Consider the following 16,899-nt stretch of genomic DNA (forward strand, 5'->3'; position numbering starts at 1 on the left):
CTCCTGATTTAATTAACGCTATTCCACACAAAGATAAGGTTAAGTTAAGGTTGTTTATAAAATAAAAAAACGTTTTTTGGATGTGCTGGATAAAAACATATCATTCATAAGGGTATGCGAAAAAATAATAAATTCAGTTGAAATTATTCGAACTGGATAAAGCGTACACAGCGCCACCACGCACGGGGCGTACGCAAGACGCTGCAAGCGTGGCACGGCGTCATTGTTGAGAAAAGGGCAATGCCGCAAGACCCACGGCAGATTTTCCCCACGAAATTCAGAACGATCTTTCAATTCACATTTCCGTCATTGAATCTGCGATTTCCTGTCGAATAAATTCGCGTCAACTGTCAACTTTATTTTTGTAATTTTTGTTGTCTAAGTGAATTCAGTGACTATTGAAATGATAGAAAAAAGAGATTGGATAATAGAATGTCTGAGTAATAGGATTCCTCCGGTTTCCCCCCATGAACCAGGAATACAACGTGAAAATACTGAAGACACAGATTGCAGCAAGCATTTTCTCGATCGTCTCCGCCATGGCGATCGCTCAACCGGCGTTTGCCGTGGATATGACCCAGGATAGCGGGTCCCCTGTCGGCGACAACCAGAACTCCCAGACGGCAGGCCCCGAAGGTCCGGTGCTTTTGCAGGACTCTCATCTCATCGAGAAGCTGCAGCGCTTCGACCGCGAGCGCATACCCGAGCGCGTCGTGCATGCGCGTGGCACAGGTATCTATGGCGAGTTCGTGCCGACTACAGACATCAGTTCCCTCACCTCTGCCCAGGTGTTCACGCCTGGATCGAAGACGCCGGTCTTCGTCCGATTCTCGACGGTGATGGGCTATCGCGGCTCGCCCGAGCAGGCACGAGACCCGCGCGGTTTCGCTATCAAGTTCTATACGCAGCAAGGCAACTGGGACATGGTAGGCATCAACTGGCCGATCTTCTTCATTCGGGACGCGATCAAGTTTCCTGACTTCGTGCATGCGAACAAGCCATCGGCGGTGACTGGCGTGCAGGATCCGAATCTGGCGTTTGACTTTTTTGCTCATTCACCCGAAGCGACGAATATGCTGACGCACCTCTACACGGACGAGGGCATGCCGGATTCGTATCGCCACATGGACGGCTACGGCGTGCACGCTTTCAAGTTCGTCAATGCGAAAGGGGAAGTTCACTACGTGAAGTTTCACTGGAAGAGCCGGCAGGGTGTCGAAGGCATTCGTCCCCAGGATATCCCGCATTCGATCGGCGCGGACTGGAATCTGATGACCAATGACCTGTACAACTCGGTCAAGGCGCATTCGTATCCACAGTGGGACCTTTACATCCAGGTGCTCTCGCCGAAGGATCTGGACAAATTCGATTTCGATGCGCTGGACGACACGAAGGTGTGGCCGTCTTCCATCCCGGAACAGAAGGTGGGCACGATGACGCTCAACCGCATTCCGGACAACTATTTTGAGTCCACGGAAGAATCGGCATTCGCGCCGTCGCGGCTCGTGCCGGGGATCGAGCCTTCCGAGGACCGGATGTTGCAGGGTCGTCTGTTCTCCTACGCGGATACGCAGATGTATCGCCTGGGCCCGAACTACAACCAGTTGCCGATCAATCGCCCCGTCGTCCCGGTCTATAACAACAACCAGGACGGCTTCATGAACGAGGGCGATCGAAAGGGCGAAGTGAACTACGAGCCATCCGGAGTCGCCGAAATCTCTCAGCAGGACAAGTACAAGTCCGTGCAGACGCCGCTGAAGGGGACAACCCAGCAAAGAGCGATCCACAAGACGCTCGACTTCCGTCAGGCCGGCGAGTATTACCGGACGCTGTCCGAGACCGGCAAGACTGATCTGATCACGGCGCTGTCGGGCGACCTTGGCCGCGTGACCAACGACGCGAACAAGTACGCAATGCTCTCGTACTTCTATAAGGCTGATGCCGACTACGGTACCCGTCTCGCGCGTGCGACCAACGCGGATGTCACCCGTGTGAAGGATGCGGCCGCACACCTGAGCGACAACTGAAGCATGCACGGGAGCCTGCGCAAGCAGGCTTCCCGACCGATCAGACAGGCTTTTTACGGAGAACGTAATGCGATGCTCTTTCGCTGCTGGGCGCCTTGTTCGGACTGTGGCGGTCGCCGCCCTGGCCGCACTGTTGACGGCGAGTTGCGCACAGCATGTGTATCAACCGGGAACGTATTCGGCCGCGACGGACACCCCGCGTTTCACAGAAGACTGGTTTGTCGCGGCGCGTGCGGGACGCACGGATATCGTTCAGGCATTGATCGACGCGCATTTCCCGCTCGAGACAACAACGCCCGAAGGCTATACCGCGCTGATCCTTAGCGCGTATGACAACCACCCGGAGACATTGAAGGCCCTTCTTTCTGCAGGCGCCAACGCTTGCGCCGCCGATCGGCATGGCAACACGGCACTGATGGGGGCGCTCTTCAAAGGCGAGACGAATATTGCAACGATGTTGCTCAACACGCATTGCGACATCGATCAAACCAACAACGCAGGGGAAACGGCATTGTCGTTTGCCGCGCTATTCGGCCGGCTCGATATGATTCCGGTGCTTGTCGCGCACGGCGCCAACGCGAATCATGTGGATGCGCGCGGCGGGACCGCGTTGCAAATGGCGATCGCACAACACAACCCGGCTGCGGAGGATGCATTGCGACACGCCGGCGCGACACAATGAGACGTGGCCGATAAACCGCCGTTCACGCTCGCTTCAACAACGCGCTATCCACCGGCAACGCCCGAACCCGCGTGCCTGTCGCATGGAAGATCGCGTTGCAGATTGCAGCCATTGTCGGCGGCACACCCGGTTCGCCAACACCACCGGGCGGTGCAGCGCTCGGCACGATATATACGTGCGTTTCCGGCACGGAGTCGATACGGGCGACACGGTAGTCGGTGAAGTTCGACTGGTCGGCTGCACCCTGACTGAACGTCAGTTCGCTGTATAGCGTGTTGCCGAGCGCCATCACGACAGCGCCTTCGAACTGCGCGATCACGCGATCGGGATTGACGATACGTCCGCAGTCGACCGCCAGATCGATACGTGTCACGCGCACCGAGCCATCGTCGGCAACTTGCACCTGCGCGACCGCGGCGACGTACGACAGAAAGCTGCGATGAACAGCGATGCCGCGTCCATGGCGAGCGGGCAACGCGGCGGACCAGTTCGACCGCACCGCCGCCGCGCGGACCACCGCGGCATAGCGTGCGGTATCGATCGGATACTCGTCGATCGACGCGCCGTAGTTCGGATAGTCGACCCCCAGCGCATGCAGATCGACATGGCGCGGACTGCCCAGCAGCGCGAGCAGATGCTGCACCGGATCCTGTCGCGCAGCAGCGGCGAGCTCGTCGGCGAACGAGCCCAGCGCGAAGCCGTGCGGAATGTTGTACACCGAGCGATACCAGCCGATACGTGTATGCGCGGGCGCCGCTCCGTTTTCGCACTGCACGTTGGCGACTTCATAAGGCATGTCGGTCACACCCTGACCGAGCTCGCCCGCCGAACCATAAACCACGTTCGGCGTGAACGTCGAACCGATCGACGGAAACACGCTCCGGTGCAACCACGCTATCGTCCTGCCCTGCGCATCGAGTCCGCCCTCCATGTGCTGCGCACACACGGCATGGAAGTAGTCGTTTCGTATGTCGTCTTCGCGTGTCCACGTCAGCTTGACGGGTGCGCCGACTTCGCGCGCTAGGAACGCGGCCTCGGCCACATAGTCCGGTTTCGACTTGCGGCCGAAGCCGCCGCCGAGCAACGTAACGTTGATCGTCACGGCTTGCTCCTGCAGGCCGAGCACCTGTGCAACGGTTGTCCGCGCCTGCTGCGGGTTTTGCGTCGCGGTCCAGACCTCGACCGCGCCGTTCGCAAACGACGCAGTCGCAGCCAGCGGCTCCATTGCCGCGTGCGCCAGATGCGGCACGTAATAGTCCGCTGACACGTGTCGTGCAGCGTTTTTTAGCGCGCCCGCGGTATCGCCGTTGTTACGCACAACCTTCCCAGGCTGCCGCGCGGTGTCCTCGAGCGCTTTGCGATACGCGTGGCTATCGTAAATGCCGTTCGGCCCGAGGTCCCATTCGAGCTTCAGTTTCTGTCGCCCTTGCTGCGCGGCCCACGTGTTGGTCGCTATCACTGCGACGCCGCCCAGCGGCCGGAACCCGGCGGGCAGCGGCGTGGAAGAAATGCGCACCACGTGCAACACGCCGGGCACCTTCATCGTTTCGGTCGAGTCGACGCTTTTGAGCGTTGCACCGTACACGGGCGAACGTTCGACCGACGCATACGTCATACCGGGTAACACGACATCGATGCCATACGTCGCACGGCCGTGAACAATGTCGTCGAGATCGACGATGGGCATCGACTTGCCGATATAGCGCCACGTGTCCTCGTTTTTCAGGTGCAGCGTGTCGCGGCCGGGTACTGGCTGACGCGCCGCGGCCGCCGCCACCGCGCCGTATGAAAGGCGCCGCCCACTCGCCGCATGCACCACATGACCCAGTTCGGTCCGGCAACTCGCCGTGCTCACGCGCCACTGCGCAGCGGCAGCCGCCATCAACATCTGCCGCGCGGAGCCGCCTGCCTCGCGCAGTGGCTGGAAGAACTGGCGGATGCTGCGCGAGCCGTCGGTATTCTGGTCGCCGTACTTCGCATCGCCTTGTGCCTGCACGACCTTGACAGTGTTCCAGTCTGCATCGAGTTCGTCGGCGAGGATCATTGCGAGGCTGGTGCGGATGCCGGTGCCCATCTCGGAGCGATGCACGACCAGCACGATTTCGCCCGACGGCGCGACCGATACATAGACGTTCGGTGCAAATACCGTTTTGGCGCCGCGTGCCGAAGCGAGCGGGCTCGCTGCAAACGCCATGCGCGCGCCGCCGACTTGCAGGCCCAATACCACCCCGCCCGCCAAGGTGCCCTTCAGCACCCGGCGCCGGCTCAGATTGACAATCTCGCTCATTACGCCTGCTCCGCCGCTGCCTTGATGGCAACCTTGATGCGTTGATAGGTGCCGCAGCGGCAGACATTGCCGGACATCGCTTCGACGATCTGCTCGTCGCTCGGCTTCGGCGTCTGTTTTAGCAGCGACGCAGCCTGCATCATCTGGCCAGGCTGACAGTAGCCGCACTGCGGCACGTTCGCGGCTTTCCATGCTCGCTGCACGGGATGCTCGCCGCCTTTGCCCAGGCCTTCGATCGTCGTCACGGGCTTGCCCTGCACATCGCTCAGCGAGGTGACGCACGAACGCACGGCCACGCCATCCAGATGTACGGTGCAGGCGCCGCATGCGCCCACGCCGCAGCCGAACTTGGTGCCATGCAGCCCTAACAGGTCGCGCACCGCCCATAGCAGCGGCATGTTCGCGTCGGCGTCGACGTTGTGATGCACGCCATTCACAATCAGTTCCATCGGTTCACTCCTTGTTGTCGACGCACGCCACACCCGTCGGCGCTGCCTGGCATCGCCTATCTGCGCACGCCGTTCATGCCCTTGCCTGATAAGCGTTGCACCATCCGGTACCGCTCACTTGCTTCGCGCCGAACAGCGCACAAAGCGCGCTGGCGTCGGTCGGCTTGCCCTGGAAGAACTGGCAGTTCGTGCAGCGCTGGTTGTCGTTGAAACGGGGATATTTTGTGCGGTCGACATGGGCCGCATCGGTCTTGTACCCGAGTGCCTGCGCAGCGGGATCGCTCTCCTGAAGCTGCGGGGGCGCCGCCCAGACGGAGCGTCCGCTGATCGCGAGCGCTGCCGCGCCGATTGAATGGAGCATGAAGGTGCGTCGATGGGTTCGCATGGTCGATGGCTCCCTGTCATGCTACGAGCACGCGTTCCGGGGGCGCCATGAATTCCGGCCCAACCGGATCCTTGACGAACTGCGCAACAATCGCGTCAATCTGCTCGAACGCCTTCTCGTCGAGGCGCCAGCCGAATACGTCTTCGATCCCGTCCAACTGCGCCGGGCGACGTGCGCCCCACAGCGCGATCGTTGGGCCGCGGTCGAGCACCCAGCGCACCGCCAGCGCGAGCACCGATTTATCGAAGTTATCGCGCGCGAACACGTTGAGTGCTTTCACGGCCGCGACATACTGCTCGCGACGCGGCTCACGAAACTTCGGGTCGCGCTGGCGCAGATCGTCGCCCTCGAAACGCGTCTCGACACCGATGCGCCCCGCCAGCAGCCCGCGGCATAGTGCCCCATAGGCAAGCGCGACGAGCCCATGCTGTTTTGCATACGGCAGCACGTCATGATCGATATCGCGCTCGAACAGGTTGTACGGCGGTTGCGTGGTTGACAGCGGCGCCACGCGCCGGAATGCATCCATTTGCGCAGGCGAGAAGTTGCTGACGCCCAGCGCCCGCACCTTGCCTTCCTTGCGCAGATCGTCGAGTACCGCGGCGGTCTCTTCGATCGGCACCAGCGGATCGGGCCAATGGACCTGATACAGATCGATGTAATCTGTCCGCAAGCGCCGAAGCGTATCCTCTACTTCTTGACGAATGCGCGCTGGCGACGAATTGCGGAACACTGCACCGTCGTGCCATTCCAATGCGACCTTGGTCGCGATGACCGCCTTGTGCCGATACCCATCGGCCAGCGCCTTGCCGACAATCTCCTCCGAAGCGCCGAAGCCGTACACCGGCGCTGTGTCGATCAGATTGACCCCGCTGTCGAGCGCCCGGCGGATCACCGCGATCGAGTCTTTCTCATCGGTGCCGCCCCACATCCATCCGCCGATCGCCCAGGTGCCAAGGCCGATGCGTGAGACGGGAGTCGTTAAACCTTCAATTGCGATTGTTTCAATAGTCATGTGAAGCTCTCTAATCAAAGCACTACGTAAAGCACCGCATACGGGTCGAATGCGATCTGACTAACGGCGACGTGCCCATCGGACGGGCAGGCGAGCCGATTATTTCAGCGGCATCCGGCGATCACAAGAAGGCACCTGACGGTTTCATACTTTCCCCATGGAAACTAATTGCTACGACGGCGCTTACGCGCACGACAATCCGCAAAAAAAAACCGATGACCTGGCGCGGAACATCATCGAGCAGATCGCGGACAAGTGGACGATCCTCGTCATTGACGCGCTCGGTACGCACGGCGAGATGCGTTTTTCGCGGCTGCGCGAGGTGGTGGAGGGCGTGAGCCAGAAAATGCTCACCAAGACATTGCGACAGCTCGAGCGTGACGGCCTCGTTACGCGCTACGTACATCCGGTGATCCCGCCACGGGTCGACTATCAGCTGACGCCACTGGGGCGGAGCCTGCTCGACAAGATCTGCGGGATATGGGATTGGGTCGAAGTCCACATGAGCGAAATGGAATTGGCGCGGCGCGAATTCGACCACGGCGAAAAGCGGGTCGATCACCTGCGTCCGCGTGATGTGCCGATCGCTTAGCGCCGCCGTCGTAATGCGAGGTCGAAGCTGACCGCCACTGTCGAGCCGCCAGCAAGGCCGTGAGAAATTGCCCATAATTGCGCGCAGTCTTCGAGCAACCGTTGGGACGTTTCATGAAAGCAGCTTCTGTCACACCGCAATCCCCGATCGCATTTCTGGCTGTCGCGTTGGCGTTCGCGATCAACATGATGGGTACAACGCTACCGACGGCAATTTATCGGTACTACCAACTGCAGTATGGTTTTACACCGACCATCATCACGGTGATCTATGCCTCGTATGCAATCGGGGTACTGGGTGCACTGCTACTGGTCGGCAACTGGTCCGATCAGCTCGGCCGTCGTCGCATGCTACTGGCCGGACTGTTTGCATCGGCTGCGTCAGCGCTGATGTTCCTGCTCAGCGACGGGTTGGCGCTTCTGATGCTCGGCCGCCTGCTGTCGGGAATCTCCGCCGGCATCTTCACAGGAACTGCCACCGTCGCTGTGATCGAACTCGCGCCGCCTGCGTGGCGCGGCAAAGCCATGCTCGCGGCTACGGCGTCCAATATGCTCGGGCTGGGTTGTGGTCCGTTGCTAAGCGGCATCCTCGTCGAACTATTCCCCTGGCCAACGCGCTTGCCCTATGCGGCCCATCTCGCGTTGGTGGGCGTCGCCGCGCTAGTCGTTCTTGGCGTGCCGGAGACCGCTACGATTCCTGCGCGCGTGAAGCTCGGCATCCAGAAAATTTCGCTTCCTGCCGAAGTACGCCGTGCGTTTATTCCTGCCGCGCTGGCGGGCTTTGCAGGTTTCGTCGTGGTGGGCTTCTTTGCGGCTGTCGCCCCGCAACTAATTCGGGTCGTACTCGGCTTTCACAGCGGTATCGTGACCGGCGCGATCGTGTTCCTGCTGTTCGCGTGCTCCGCACTCGGGCAAATCGTGCAGACGGTCATTGCTGCCGGATGGAGGCAAGCGGCTGGCTGCGTTGGACTCGTCGTGGGACTGATATGTGTTGGTTTGTGCGTGCCGGAGCGCTCGCTCGGCGCGCTTTTGCTCGGCACCGCCCTGGCAGGAATCGGGCAGGGCATCAGCTTCCGCGCCGGGTTGGGCGAGATCGCGTCCGCCGCGCCGGCGCACAGACGAGCGGAAGTCACGTCCAGTTTTTTCGTCGTGCTTTATGTGGCGATCTCACTACCTGTGATCGGCCTTGGCATCGCCGTGCAACTCGCCGACATTCAACGCGCGACGTTGCTCTTCGTTGGCTTGACGATAGTGCTTGTGCTTATCGCGCTGCTCCTGCTGATGCGTGAGCAGGCGGACACGGGGCAAGATGCGCAAGCGATCGGTGACTGAACACGAAGCCGCTGGGAACAAAACGTCGTCCGGTTCGTGACTTCCTTCTCTACTACGATTGAGGACGTCGACGATCTGTTGGCGCACGGCGTTTGACAGGAACAGATCGCGCGTGCCACTCTGAATTTTTCTCCACCGCCTGTCCGTTTGCATGCCGCCCGAGCGTCATTGTCATGGCGGCCCGATATGTTCACCCGCCTCAACCCCATGACGGAGGCTCATATGCAATACCTATTGATGATCTATTCGGAAGAAAACGGCTGGAACAAGATGACCGACAGCGAGCGGCAGCAAGGCGTCGCCGCGTATCACGCGTACACCGAGTCGTTGAAAAAAGCGGAGGTGCTGGTGGGCGCCAACCGGCTGCAGAACACGAATTCGGCCACCACGGTGCGGCTCGTCGACGGCAAGCCGCAGGTGCTCGACGGACCGTATTCCGATTCGAAGGAGCAGCTCGCCGGCTACTACCTGATCGACGTGCCAAACCTGGACGCGGCGATCGCGTGGGCGTCGCGTTGTCCAGGCGCGGCGCACGGCCTCATGGAAGTGCGCCCGGTCTGGACTGCTCCCTACGACGCGCCATCTGCTGTATGAGTCCGTCCGGCGGCGGCGTTGACGCTGACGGCGCCGCGCGTTCGATTGCCGAGTCGGTCGCTCGCCGCAGTTACGGCAAGCTCGTCGCGCTGCTGGCGATGCGCACGCGCGACGTCGCCGCGGCCGAGGACGCGCTAGCGGACGCGTTTGCAGCCGCGCTCGCGGACTGGCCCGAGCGCGGCTGCCCCGCGAATCCCGAAGCGTGGCTGATGACGGTTGCGCGCCGCCGGGCGATCGATGGCGCGCGCCATCGGCATGTCGGCGACGAAGTGGTGAACCAGCTCGCGATCCTCTCCGACGAGATCGACGAGCATGAAGCAGGTGTGTTGCCCGACCGGCGGCTTGCGCTGCTGTTCGCGTGCACGCACCCCGCGCTCGAGGCCGCGATTCGCACGCCGCTGATGTTGCAGGTGGTGCTAGGGCTCGAAGCGAAGACGATCGCGTCCGCGTTCCTGATGTCGCCCGCCGCAATGAGCAAGCGTCTCGCGCGGGCGAAGAACAAGATCCGCGAAGCGGGCATCCCGTTTAGCGTGCCCGAGCGCGAGGAGTTGCCCGGCCGGCTCGCTGCCGTGCTGGAAGCGGTCTATGCGGCGTACGCGGAAGGGTGGACCGATCCGGTTGGCGGTGATACTGAGCGGCGCGATCTCGTCGGCGAGGCAATGTTTCTTGCGCAACTGCTCATCGAGCTGCTGCCCGAGGAGCCGGAGGCACTGGGTCTGCTCGCGCTAATGCTGTACGCCCAGGCGCGGCGCGATGCACGACGCGATGCGGCCGGCGACTACGTGCCGCTGTCGGCTCAGGATCCGGCGACATGGAACACGCCGATGATCGACGCTGCCAACGCATTGTTGCGACGCGCGAGCACATTCAACGCGATCGGACGCTTTCAGCTCGAAGCCGCGCTGCAGTCAGCGCATATTTACCGCTGCCAGACGCATCGGCCGAACTGGGGCGAGATCGTACAGCTCTACGATGCGCTTCTCGCGATTGCGGCGTCGCCGGTGGTAGCGATCAACCGTGCGCTCGCCTTGGCGGAACGGGACGGCCCGCAGGCGGCGCTCGACGCGCTCGAGCCCTATTCGGACGATCCGCGGTTGGCCGACTACCAGCCGTACTGGGCCGCGCGCGCCGATCTGCTGGTGCGTGCCGGCGCAACGGCCGAAGCGCTCGGCGCGTACGATCTCGCGATCGGACTCGAGCGCGATCCGGCCGTGCGCCGCTTCCTGCAGCGCAAGCGCACCGAGCTGTCATCGGCGAGAAGTTAGATCGACGCGTTGCGTTTGCCATGCGAGCTTGCAAGCCTTGCGCCGATGCTGAATCCTCAACACCCACACTTCCACTGCGGCTGCTGCAACGTCATCCCGTGCTGTCCCTTGTACGCGGCGACCGCGGGCGAGGTCCATCCCTCCAGCATCTGCGGTGCGAGCCGGTAGATCTCGATGCCAAGCGGACGGCATACCTCCAGCGGATCGCGCGCGTCCGGCCCCCACATCGGCAACGAGAGATCGCCGCCAGGGCAGGTCGACAACGCGCAAAGCAGGTCGATTTCCGCGAAGAACTCGAGGTAATCCCCCTTCTTCGCGGGACAGGCTTTCATAAAGTACTTGTCTTCGAGATTCAGCCCGGTGCACTGGAACACGTTCAGCACGTCGTGCACGTCGTATTCGGTCAAGCCATACGGAGCAATTGCGCGCGTCAGGTTCGAGTGGCAGTGGAAATGGAAATCCTCACCCGTCAACATGCGGTTCACGTACGGATCGCAACGCGTGCCGAGCAGGTCGTGAACCCGGCCGCCATGCTCGTCGACGCCGTAATCGGCGAGGCTGTCGTCGGTGATCGTCACCATGGGGCGCAGGAAGGGTAGCGTCGACCACAAACGGTCGAAGGTGCTCACGTGCGCCTGTTGCAACTGGCGCGTGCGCGAGGCCCACATGCGCTCGCGCGGGTTGTGCAGATTCCACATGTTCAGGTCGGCTACTTGCGGACCTTCAATCGTGACGATGCGAAACACGTGGCCAGCCGGTACGGTCCATGCCTGACCCGAGCGGATGGGCACGACGATCGATTCAACCAGCGTGCGCGTATCGTGTTCGGAGGCGATGCGACCATAAAACGCCTTGTCGGGATCGAGCGCGGACCCCTTGGTGGATTGATAGGCGGCGGGGTAATTCAACATGATGGAGACTCCTTGATAAAGCACACGGACAGGCTGCGCTTGTCACGCGCTGTCGCCTGTGTGAGCAGTAGCCGTGAATCGGTGGACGAAGAAGGAATGAGAGGCAACGAATCAAAGGTAATCGAGCAGCGCGTGCTCCGATTGCTTCAGGTAACCGGCAAGCGCGGCGCTCGCCTCGGCGGTGCGCCCACTCGCGATCAGTTCGAGAATCTCCTGATCCTTCGCAATCCAGGGACGCTGGAAGCGCCGCTCGTCGGGGGCCGACGCAAACACAAGACGCAGTTGCGCCAATATTGTCGTGAAGAATGTGTCGAACAGCGGGCTGCCGAGTAACTGCACGATGCGCCGGTGAAACAGCAGACTGTAGGTGCCGACGCTGCGCCAGTCGCCTTCGTCCGCCGCCGCTTGCGCGTGCACGACGGCGTCGCGCATCGCCGCGATTTCATCTTCCTCAATCGGGTCTTCGCGCATCAGGGCTTGCAGTTCGAGCGTGCGCCGCACCCGATAGATGTCGCGCACATCGTGGCGCGTCAGGGTGCGCACGATCACGCCGCGATGCCGGTAATGCACCGCGAGCCCTTCACGGCACAAGAGACGCAGCGCTTCACGCAGCGTGTTGCGCGAGACCTCGTGCGCCTGGGTGAGATCGTTCTCGACGAGTGCGGTGCCCGGCGGCAATTTGCCTTCAATGATCTCGTTGCGGATTGTCGACAGAATCCGGTCCGTGACCGATTGCTCGGGCTCCTGCGCAGCGAGGGGAGTAACAGTTGATTGCGAGGTGGGCATACGGTGTTTTATGCAAGGTGGACGTCTTTGAGGAAGCTGGCGATACGCGAAGTCTTGTCGAGCGTCGCCAGTTCGCGCGGCGGCGCATCGCTCACTATCATGCCTGCTTCCATGAACACGATACGGTCTGAAATACGGAACGCAAAGTTGATTTCGTGTGTGACGATAATCATGGTCATGCCTTCCTGGGCAAGTCCCTCGATGACCTTCAGTACTTCGTTGACCAGTTCCGGATCGAGCGCCGACGTCGGTTCGTCGAACAGAACAATCGACGGCTGCATCGCCAGGGCCCGCGCAATCGCGACGCGCTGCTGCTGACCGCCGGACAACTGATGCGGATACTTGTGCGCATGCGCAGCCATGCCTACCTTTGCCAGCAAACGCATGCCGGATTCGTCGAGCGCGGTTCCGGTCAGACGCCCGTGATAGCGGGGCGCGAGCGTCACATTCTGCAGCACAGTCTTATGTGGAAACAGGTTGAAGCTCTGAAACACCATGCCGATGTCGAGGATGCCGCGCATGTACTGCGCATGCGGTACCTTGCCATGCCTCGCACGGGGCGGCCACAGGAACGCCTTGTCATGCAGGCGCACTTCGCCGCCGTCGAGCGTCTCGAGGCCGTTCAGCGTGCGGATCAGCGAAGTCTTGCCCGAACCCGACGGGCCGATGATCGACACTACTTCTCCTGCGCGCACGGTCAAGTCGATCCCCTTGAGCACTTCATGATCGCCGTAGCGCTTGCGGATGCCGATGGCTTCCAGCGAACGCGTCGCGCTGCCTGCTCGCGCGGTACGAACGTCCTTTGCTGCCTGCACGGGCCGCGGTGTTTCTACGGGAATGACGGCATTCGCAGCCCGCGTGCGGAGCGTGACATCAAGGTGCTTTTCGAGCATTTTCAACGCGTGGCCGAACACCGTGACGATCAGCACATAGTAGAACGAGACGGCCAGCATCGTCTCCAGCACCTTGAAGTTCTGCGTGTACAGGCGTTCGCCGACCAGCAGGATTTCCGCGAGCGAAATGACGGACACGAGCGACGTCAGTTTGACGATCGTAACGTACTCGTTAATGAGCGAGGGCAGCGCGACGCGAAACGCCTGCGGCAACACGATCAACCGTTGCAGGCCGACAAAGCGGATCCCGAGCGCCTTGCCTGCTTCGAGCTGGCCCTTGTGGAGCGACAGCAGGCCGCCGCGATGGATCTCGGCGATGTAGGCCGCTTCGCTGATCGAAAGCGCCAGCAGGCCGGCCCAGAACGGGTCGGACAACAGGCCGCCCGTCCAGGGCAGCACCTGCGGCAGGTTATAGACAAAGATCAGCAGCACCAGCAGCGGCAGGCTGCGAAAGAGCCAGATGTAGGTGCTGCATGCCACGCGTAGCGGCATGAACACAGACTGTTTGCCGAGCGCGAGTGCGAAGCCCGCGACAATGCCGATCAGCCAGGTCGCGGCGCTCAGTTCGACGACGAGCCATGTGGCTTTCCAGAAGGCGGCGTCGAACAACAGCGAAGCCGTGTAGTGCCAGTCGAATACCATGTGCTTCCCCTTACGACGCGCAGCCGCGAGGGCGCGGGCGAGTGCCCGGCCTCAGGCTGCGCGCGCAACGTGCAGTTAGTTCGATGCCGTGCCGAGCGCCTGGGCAATGTCATTGCCGGTCGGCTCCGCGACGTTGTACTGTTTGAGTAGCGCCTGGTATTCACCCAGCTGTTTCATCGACGCAAACGCGCTCTTCAATTGGGCCAGCAGCGCGTCATTGCCTTTCTTGACGCCGAGCCCGATGACGACCGGATAGAGCGGGGTTGTCGACGTAATCGCCACGCGTCCGCCGAGCTTGTTGACGGTCATTTGCGCGACGGCCGAATCTTCGAATTGCGCGTCGACGGCGTGCGAGAGGACGGCCTGGGCCGCTTCCGGCGAAGTCTCGAACTCGCGCACGTCGATTGCGCCGCGGCCGGCAGGTGTACAGACCTGCTTCGACACGTCGTTGAGTTTCGGAATCCACGACGCACCCTTGATCGAGCTCACGCGCTTGCCACACAGATCTTCGGGCTTCTTCGGCTCAAAGCCGGTGTGGCTCAAGGCGAGCAGCGACCCGCCGGTTTTCAGGTAGGGCACGAAGTCGATCTGTTTCGCGCGCTCCGGCGTTACATAGAGCGCCGACGCGATTACGTCGAAGCGATTGGCGTTCACGCCGAGGATCAGATTCGCGAAACGTGTGTCGACGAAGCCGGGCTGGAGCTTCAGATGCCCGGCGAGCTTCGTCATGAACGCGGGATCGAAGCCGGCCGGATCCGCGTCCTGCACGTAGTCGTACGGCGGATACGTCAGATCCGCGCCGATCGTCAGCTTGCCGGGCGCCACGGTCGGCGCGCCGCTCGAGGCGAACGCGTGAGACGCGGCGAATAGCGCGAGCGCGGCGGCGCACTTCGCGACCCGCGGCAGGGAGGGCATGACAGTTTTCAGATCAGGTTGGGCTTTCATGGAGTTCTCGCTCGTCGGAGTGGAGGTAATATACATTGTTGAACAATAGAAAAAATATTGTTCAACAATAATTCCTGCATAAGCAGAATCCGAACCAGGGAAGTGGGGAGGTGGGTAAGCGCGCTGTGATGTGGGTCTGGCGCGGCTGTGCGGGACATGCAGGCTGGTCTTTAACGGAGGCGTGGCCGCCGCAGGCGCACCGGTTCCGTGCGCCTGCGCGTGTTACTGGCGAACGCGTTCAGGAACGGTGCATTTCGTGGGGAAGGAGGGAGCGTGCCTGCGCGGCGCGACTCACCCGATGCTGCCTGCAAACCTCTCAGCCAACCGCTCCCGCTCGAATGCCTCGACAACGAAATCGACAAACACCCGGGTTTTCGCCGGCAGAAGCGCTCGCGTCGCGTAGTAGATCGAGATCGCCCCGGCGTCCGCGTACCAGCGCGGTAGCAATCGCACGAGTTCCCCTCGTTCAATCGAAGACAGCACGTCCGACACGGCCAGCAACGTCACGCCCAGTCCGAGAATCGCTGCCTCGCGCATTGCTGCCGGGTCATTGACCATGATGGTCTCGCCGAGCTGTGCGGGCATCTCATCGCCTACCGCGTTACGCATCGTCCGATGACGCACGCGGCCCGTGCGGCTCGAGCGCATCACGATGCCGTCGAGGTCCGCAAGATCGCCGGGATCTATCGGCGATAGGCGGCCGGCCATGTAAGCCGGAGACGCAACCGCCACGAGATGCGCGGGCGTCAATGCGCGCGACACGACGCCCGGTGCGAGATCGAAGCCACCACCCAGCGCTGCGTCGTAGCCCTCTTCAATCAGGTCAACCGGCCGGTTCTCGAAGTGCCAATCCGGACGAATCATTGGATAGCGTGCGAGGAACGCCGGCAGCAGCGGCATGACGTACGTGATGCCGAACGTCGGCGCCATGCTGACCTTCAGCACGCCGGCCGGCTCGCCCCGATCGTTCGAGACGGACGCGATTGCCGCCTGCAGCGCATCCAGATTGCCGCCGATTTCCACGAGAAAGCGCTCGCCCGCCTCGGTCAGCGTGAGCTTGCGCGTCGAGCGTTGGAATAGCCGCACACCGAGATTGCGTTCGAGCAGCGCAACGTTGCGGCTGACCGCGGCGGGCGTCAGCGCAAGGCGCCGCGCGGCCGCGGAGAAGCTGCCCGTTTCGGCGCTGCGGACAAACGACTCGAGGTTGGCGAGGGTTTCCATCCGGAAATCTTAAAGCATTACTTGAAAATAATTCAAGCGATTCCCGGCTAATCATCAAGCAATAAAGGCGGCAACATTCAGTCACCTAGCCGAGGGAGTGAACCTCAGATGTCCCTCTCCTTGCCGGCTTACCACTTGATTGATCACTCTTCACCAGGAGCATCGTTATGAGCACCATCGGTATCATCGGAGCAGGCGCCATCGGATCCGCGTTCGCGAGAGCGCTGGCGGGCAAAGGCCTCAAGGCCGTCATTGCGAACAGCCGGGGCCCGGCCTCACTCGCTGACCTCGTGCGCGAGCTCGGTCCATCGATCACGCCGGGAACGCGCGAACAGGCGGCCGCGCAGGACATCGTCCTTGTCGCAGTCAACTGGGCGAAGCTGCCGACCGCCTTGGCCGGGCTGCCGGACTTCGGCGGCCGCATCGTGATCGACGCGAACAACGCGATCGAGCCGCCGCTGTTCAAGCCGGCCGAATTGCATGGCCGGACGTCGAGCGGAATCTTCTCGGAACTCGTGCCGGGCGCACGCGTCGTGAAGGCGTTCAATCATCTGCCGGCACATCTCCTCTCGAAGGATCCACAGGCCGAAGGCGGACGCCGCGTGCTGTTCTTCGCGGGAGACGACGCGCAGGCGAAAGCGGCGGTGAGCGGATTGATCGAGCAGCTCGGTTTCTTCGGCATCGACCTGGGTTCGCTCGAAGCCGGGGGCCAGCTAGTTCAAATCCCGGGCGGCCCGCTGCCCGTGCACAACTTCGTTAAGTTTGGATAACCAAACAAAGGCGTGGAATGCCGCGCCTTTCATCAGACTTTAGGCGAATCGCTTTCGCCAGAACCGTGCTGCCGGCTCGGCACAAAGGAGATGGCACCGGCCTT

At 61.8% G+C, this 16,899-nt stretch carries 16 protein-coding genes; 7 read left to right on the top strand and 9 right to left on the bottom strand.

Features of this window, described 5'->3' with window-relative positions; translation table 11 throughout:
• The first annotated feature begins 539 nt into the window (after positions 1-539).
• Together BM438_RS15360 and BM438_RS15365 are read left to right on the top strand one after the other, a co-directional pair.
• The gene (locus BM438_RS15360; RefSeq protein WP_093635143.1) at positions 540-2,027 is read left to right on the top strand and encodes a catalase; all 1,488 of its coding nucleotides are present in this window, start codon (positions 540-542) and stop codon (positions 2,025-2,027) included.
• Positions 2,028-2,094: 67 nt separating this feature from the next.
• Positions 2,095-2,709, top strand: coding sequence for an ankyrin repeat domain-containing protein (locus tag BM438_RS15365; RefSeq protein ID WP_093635077.1), 615 nt, complete (start codon positions 2,095-2,097; stop codon positions 2,707-2,709).
• A 22-nt stretch (positions 2,710-2,731) separates the two neighbouring features.
• On the opposite strand, the gene BM438_RS15370 is transcribed toward BM438_RS15365, so the two are convergent.
• The 4 genes from BM438_RS15370 to BM438_RS15385 form a co-directional block, all read right to left on the bottom strand.
• Positions 2,732-4,996 (bottom strand): xanthine dehydrogenase family protein molybdopterin-binding subunit, encoded by a 2,265-nt coding sequence (locus tag BM438_RS15370; protein WP_093635078.1) that lies wholly within the window; start codon positions 4,994-4,996, stop codon positions 2,732-2,734.
• Positions 4,996-5,445, bottom strand: coding sequence for a (2Fe-2S)-binding protein (locus BM438_RS15375; protein ID WP_093635079.1), 450 nt, complete (start codon positions 5,443-5,445; stop codon positions 4,996-4,998). Before BM438_RS15375 ends, BM438_RS15370 begins: the two co-directional genes overlap by 1 nt.
• A gap of 73 nt (positions 5,446-5,518) precedes the next feature.
• Positions 5,519-5,830, bottom strand: coding sequence for a high-potential iron-sulfur protein (locus BM438_RS15380; RefSeq protein ID WP_093635080.1), 312 nt, complete (start codon positions 5,828-5,830; stop codon positions 5,519-5,521).
• Positions 5,831-5,846: 16 nt separating this feature from the next.
• On the bottom strand, positions 5,847-6,845 hold the full coding sequence (locus BM438_RS15385) for an aldo/keto reductase (protein ID WP_093635081.1): 999 nt from the start codon (positions 6,843-6,845) through the stop codon (positions 5,847-5,849).
• Positions 6,846-7,002: 157 nt separating this feature from the next.
• Here BM438_RS15385 and BM438_RS15390 point away from each other — a divergent pair, with 157 nt between their 5' ends.
• The 4 genes from BM438_RS15390 (at position 7,003) to BM438_RS15405 (ending at position 10,627) form a co-directional block, all read left to right on the top strand.
• Positions 7,003-7,437, top strand: coding sequence for a winged helix-turn-helix transcriptional regulator (locus tag BM438_RS15390; RefSeq protein WP_093635082.1), 435 nt, complete (start codon positions 7,003-7,005; stop codon positions 7,435-7,437).
• A gap of 113 nt (positions 7,438-7,550) precedes the next feature.
• A complete protein-coding gene (locus tag BM438_RS15395; RefSeq protein ID WP_093635083.1) occupies positions 7,551-8,768 on the top strand; it encodes an MFS transporter in 1,218 nt (405 codons plus the stop codon).
• Between the two features lie 222 nt (positions 8,769-8,990).
• On the top strand, positions 8,991-9,362 hold the full coding sequence (locus BM438_RS15400) for a YciI family protein (protein ID WP_054040106.1): 372 nt from the start codon (positions 8,991-8,993) through the stop codon (positions 9,360-9,362).
• Positions 9,359-10,627: an RNA polymerase sigma factor gene (locus BM438_RS15405; RefSeq protein WP_093635084.1), complete on the top strand. Its 1,269-nt coding sequence runs from the start codon at positions 9,359-9,361 to the stop codon at positions 10,625-10,627. The genes BM438_RS15400 and BM438_RS15405 overlap by 4 nt, the downstream gene beginning before the upstream one ends.
• A 56-nt stretch (positions 10,628-10,683) precedes the next feature.
• Here the strand turns inward: BM438_RS15405 and BM438_RS15410 are convergent, their stop codons facing one another.
• The 5 genes from BM438_RS15410 to BM438_RS15430 all read right to left on the bottom strand — a co-directional run bounded on the left by BM438_RS15410 (position 10,684) and on the right by BM438_RS15430 (position 16,025).
• Positions 10,684-11,538 carry an urea carboxylase-associated family protein gene (locus BM438_RS15410; RefSeq protein ID WP_054040108.1) on the bottom strand — a complete coding sequence of 285 codons (855 nt, stop codon included), beginning with the start codon at positions 11,536-11,538 and terminating at the stop codon, positions 10,684-10,686.
• Between the two features lie 111 nt (positions 11,539-11,649).
• Positions 11,650-12,324, bottom strand: coding sequence for a GntR family transcriptional regulator (locus tag BM438_RS15415; protein WP_093635085.1), 675 nt, complete (start codon positions 12,322-12,324; stop codon positions 11,650-11,652).
• A gap of 8 nt (positions 12,325-12,332) precedes the next feature.
• Positions 12,333-13,859: an amino acid ABC transporter permease/ATP-binding protein gene (locus tag BM438_RS15420; RefSeq protein ID WP_093635086.1), complete on the bottom strand. Its 1,527-nt coding sequence runs from the start codon at positions 13,857-13,859 to the stop codon at positions 12,333-12,335.
• A 75-nt stretch (positions 13,860-13,934) separates the two neighbouring features.
• The gene (locus tag BM438_RS15425) at positions 13,935-14,804 is read right to left on the bottom strand and encodes a transporter substrate-binding domain-containing protein (RefSeq protein ID WP_093635087.1); all 870 of its coding nucleotides are present in this window, start codon (positions 14,802-14,804) and stop codon (positions 13,935-13,937) included.
• Positions 14,805-15,095: 291 nt separating this feature from the next.
• Entirely contained in the window at positions 15,096-16,025 is a 930-nt protein-coding gene (locus tag BM438_RS15430) for a LysR family transcriptional regulator (protein ID WP_093635088.1), read from the bottom strand.
• A gap of 167 nt (positions 16,026-16,192) precedes the next feature.
• On the opposite strand from BM438_RS15430, the gene BM438_RS15435 reads away from it, so the two are divergent.
• Positions 16,193-16,795: an NADPH-dependent F420 reductase gene (locus BM438_RS15435; protein ID WP_093635089.1), complete on the top strand. Its 603-nt coding sequence runs from the start codon at positions 16,193-16,195 to the stop codon at positions 16,793-16,795.
• Positions 16,796-16,899 lie beyond the last annotated feature (104 nt).

This window comes from Paraburkholderia aspalathi, from assembly GCF_900116445.1.
Lineage (GTDB): Bacteria > Pseudomonadota > Gammaproteobacteria > Burkholderiales > Burkholderiaceae > Paraburkholderia > Paraburkholderia aspalathi.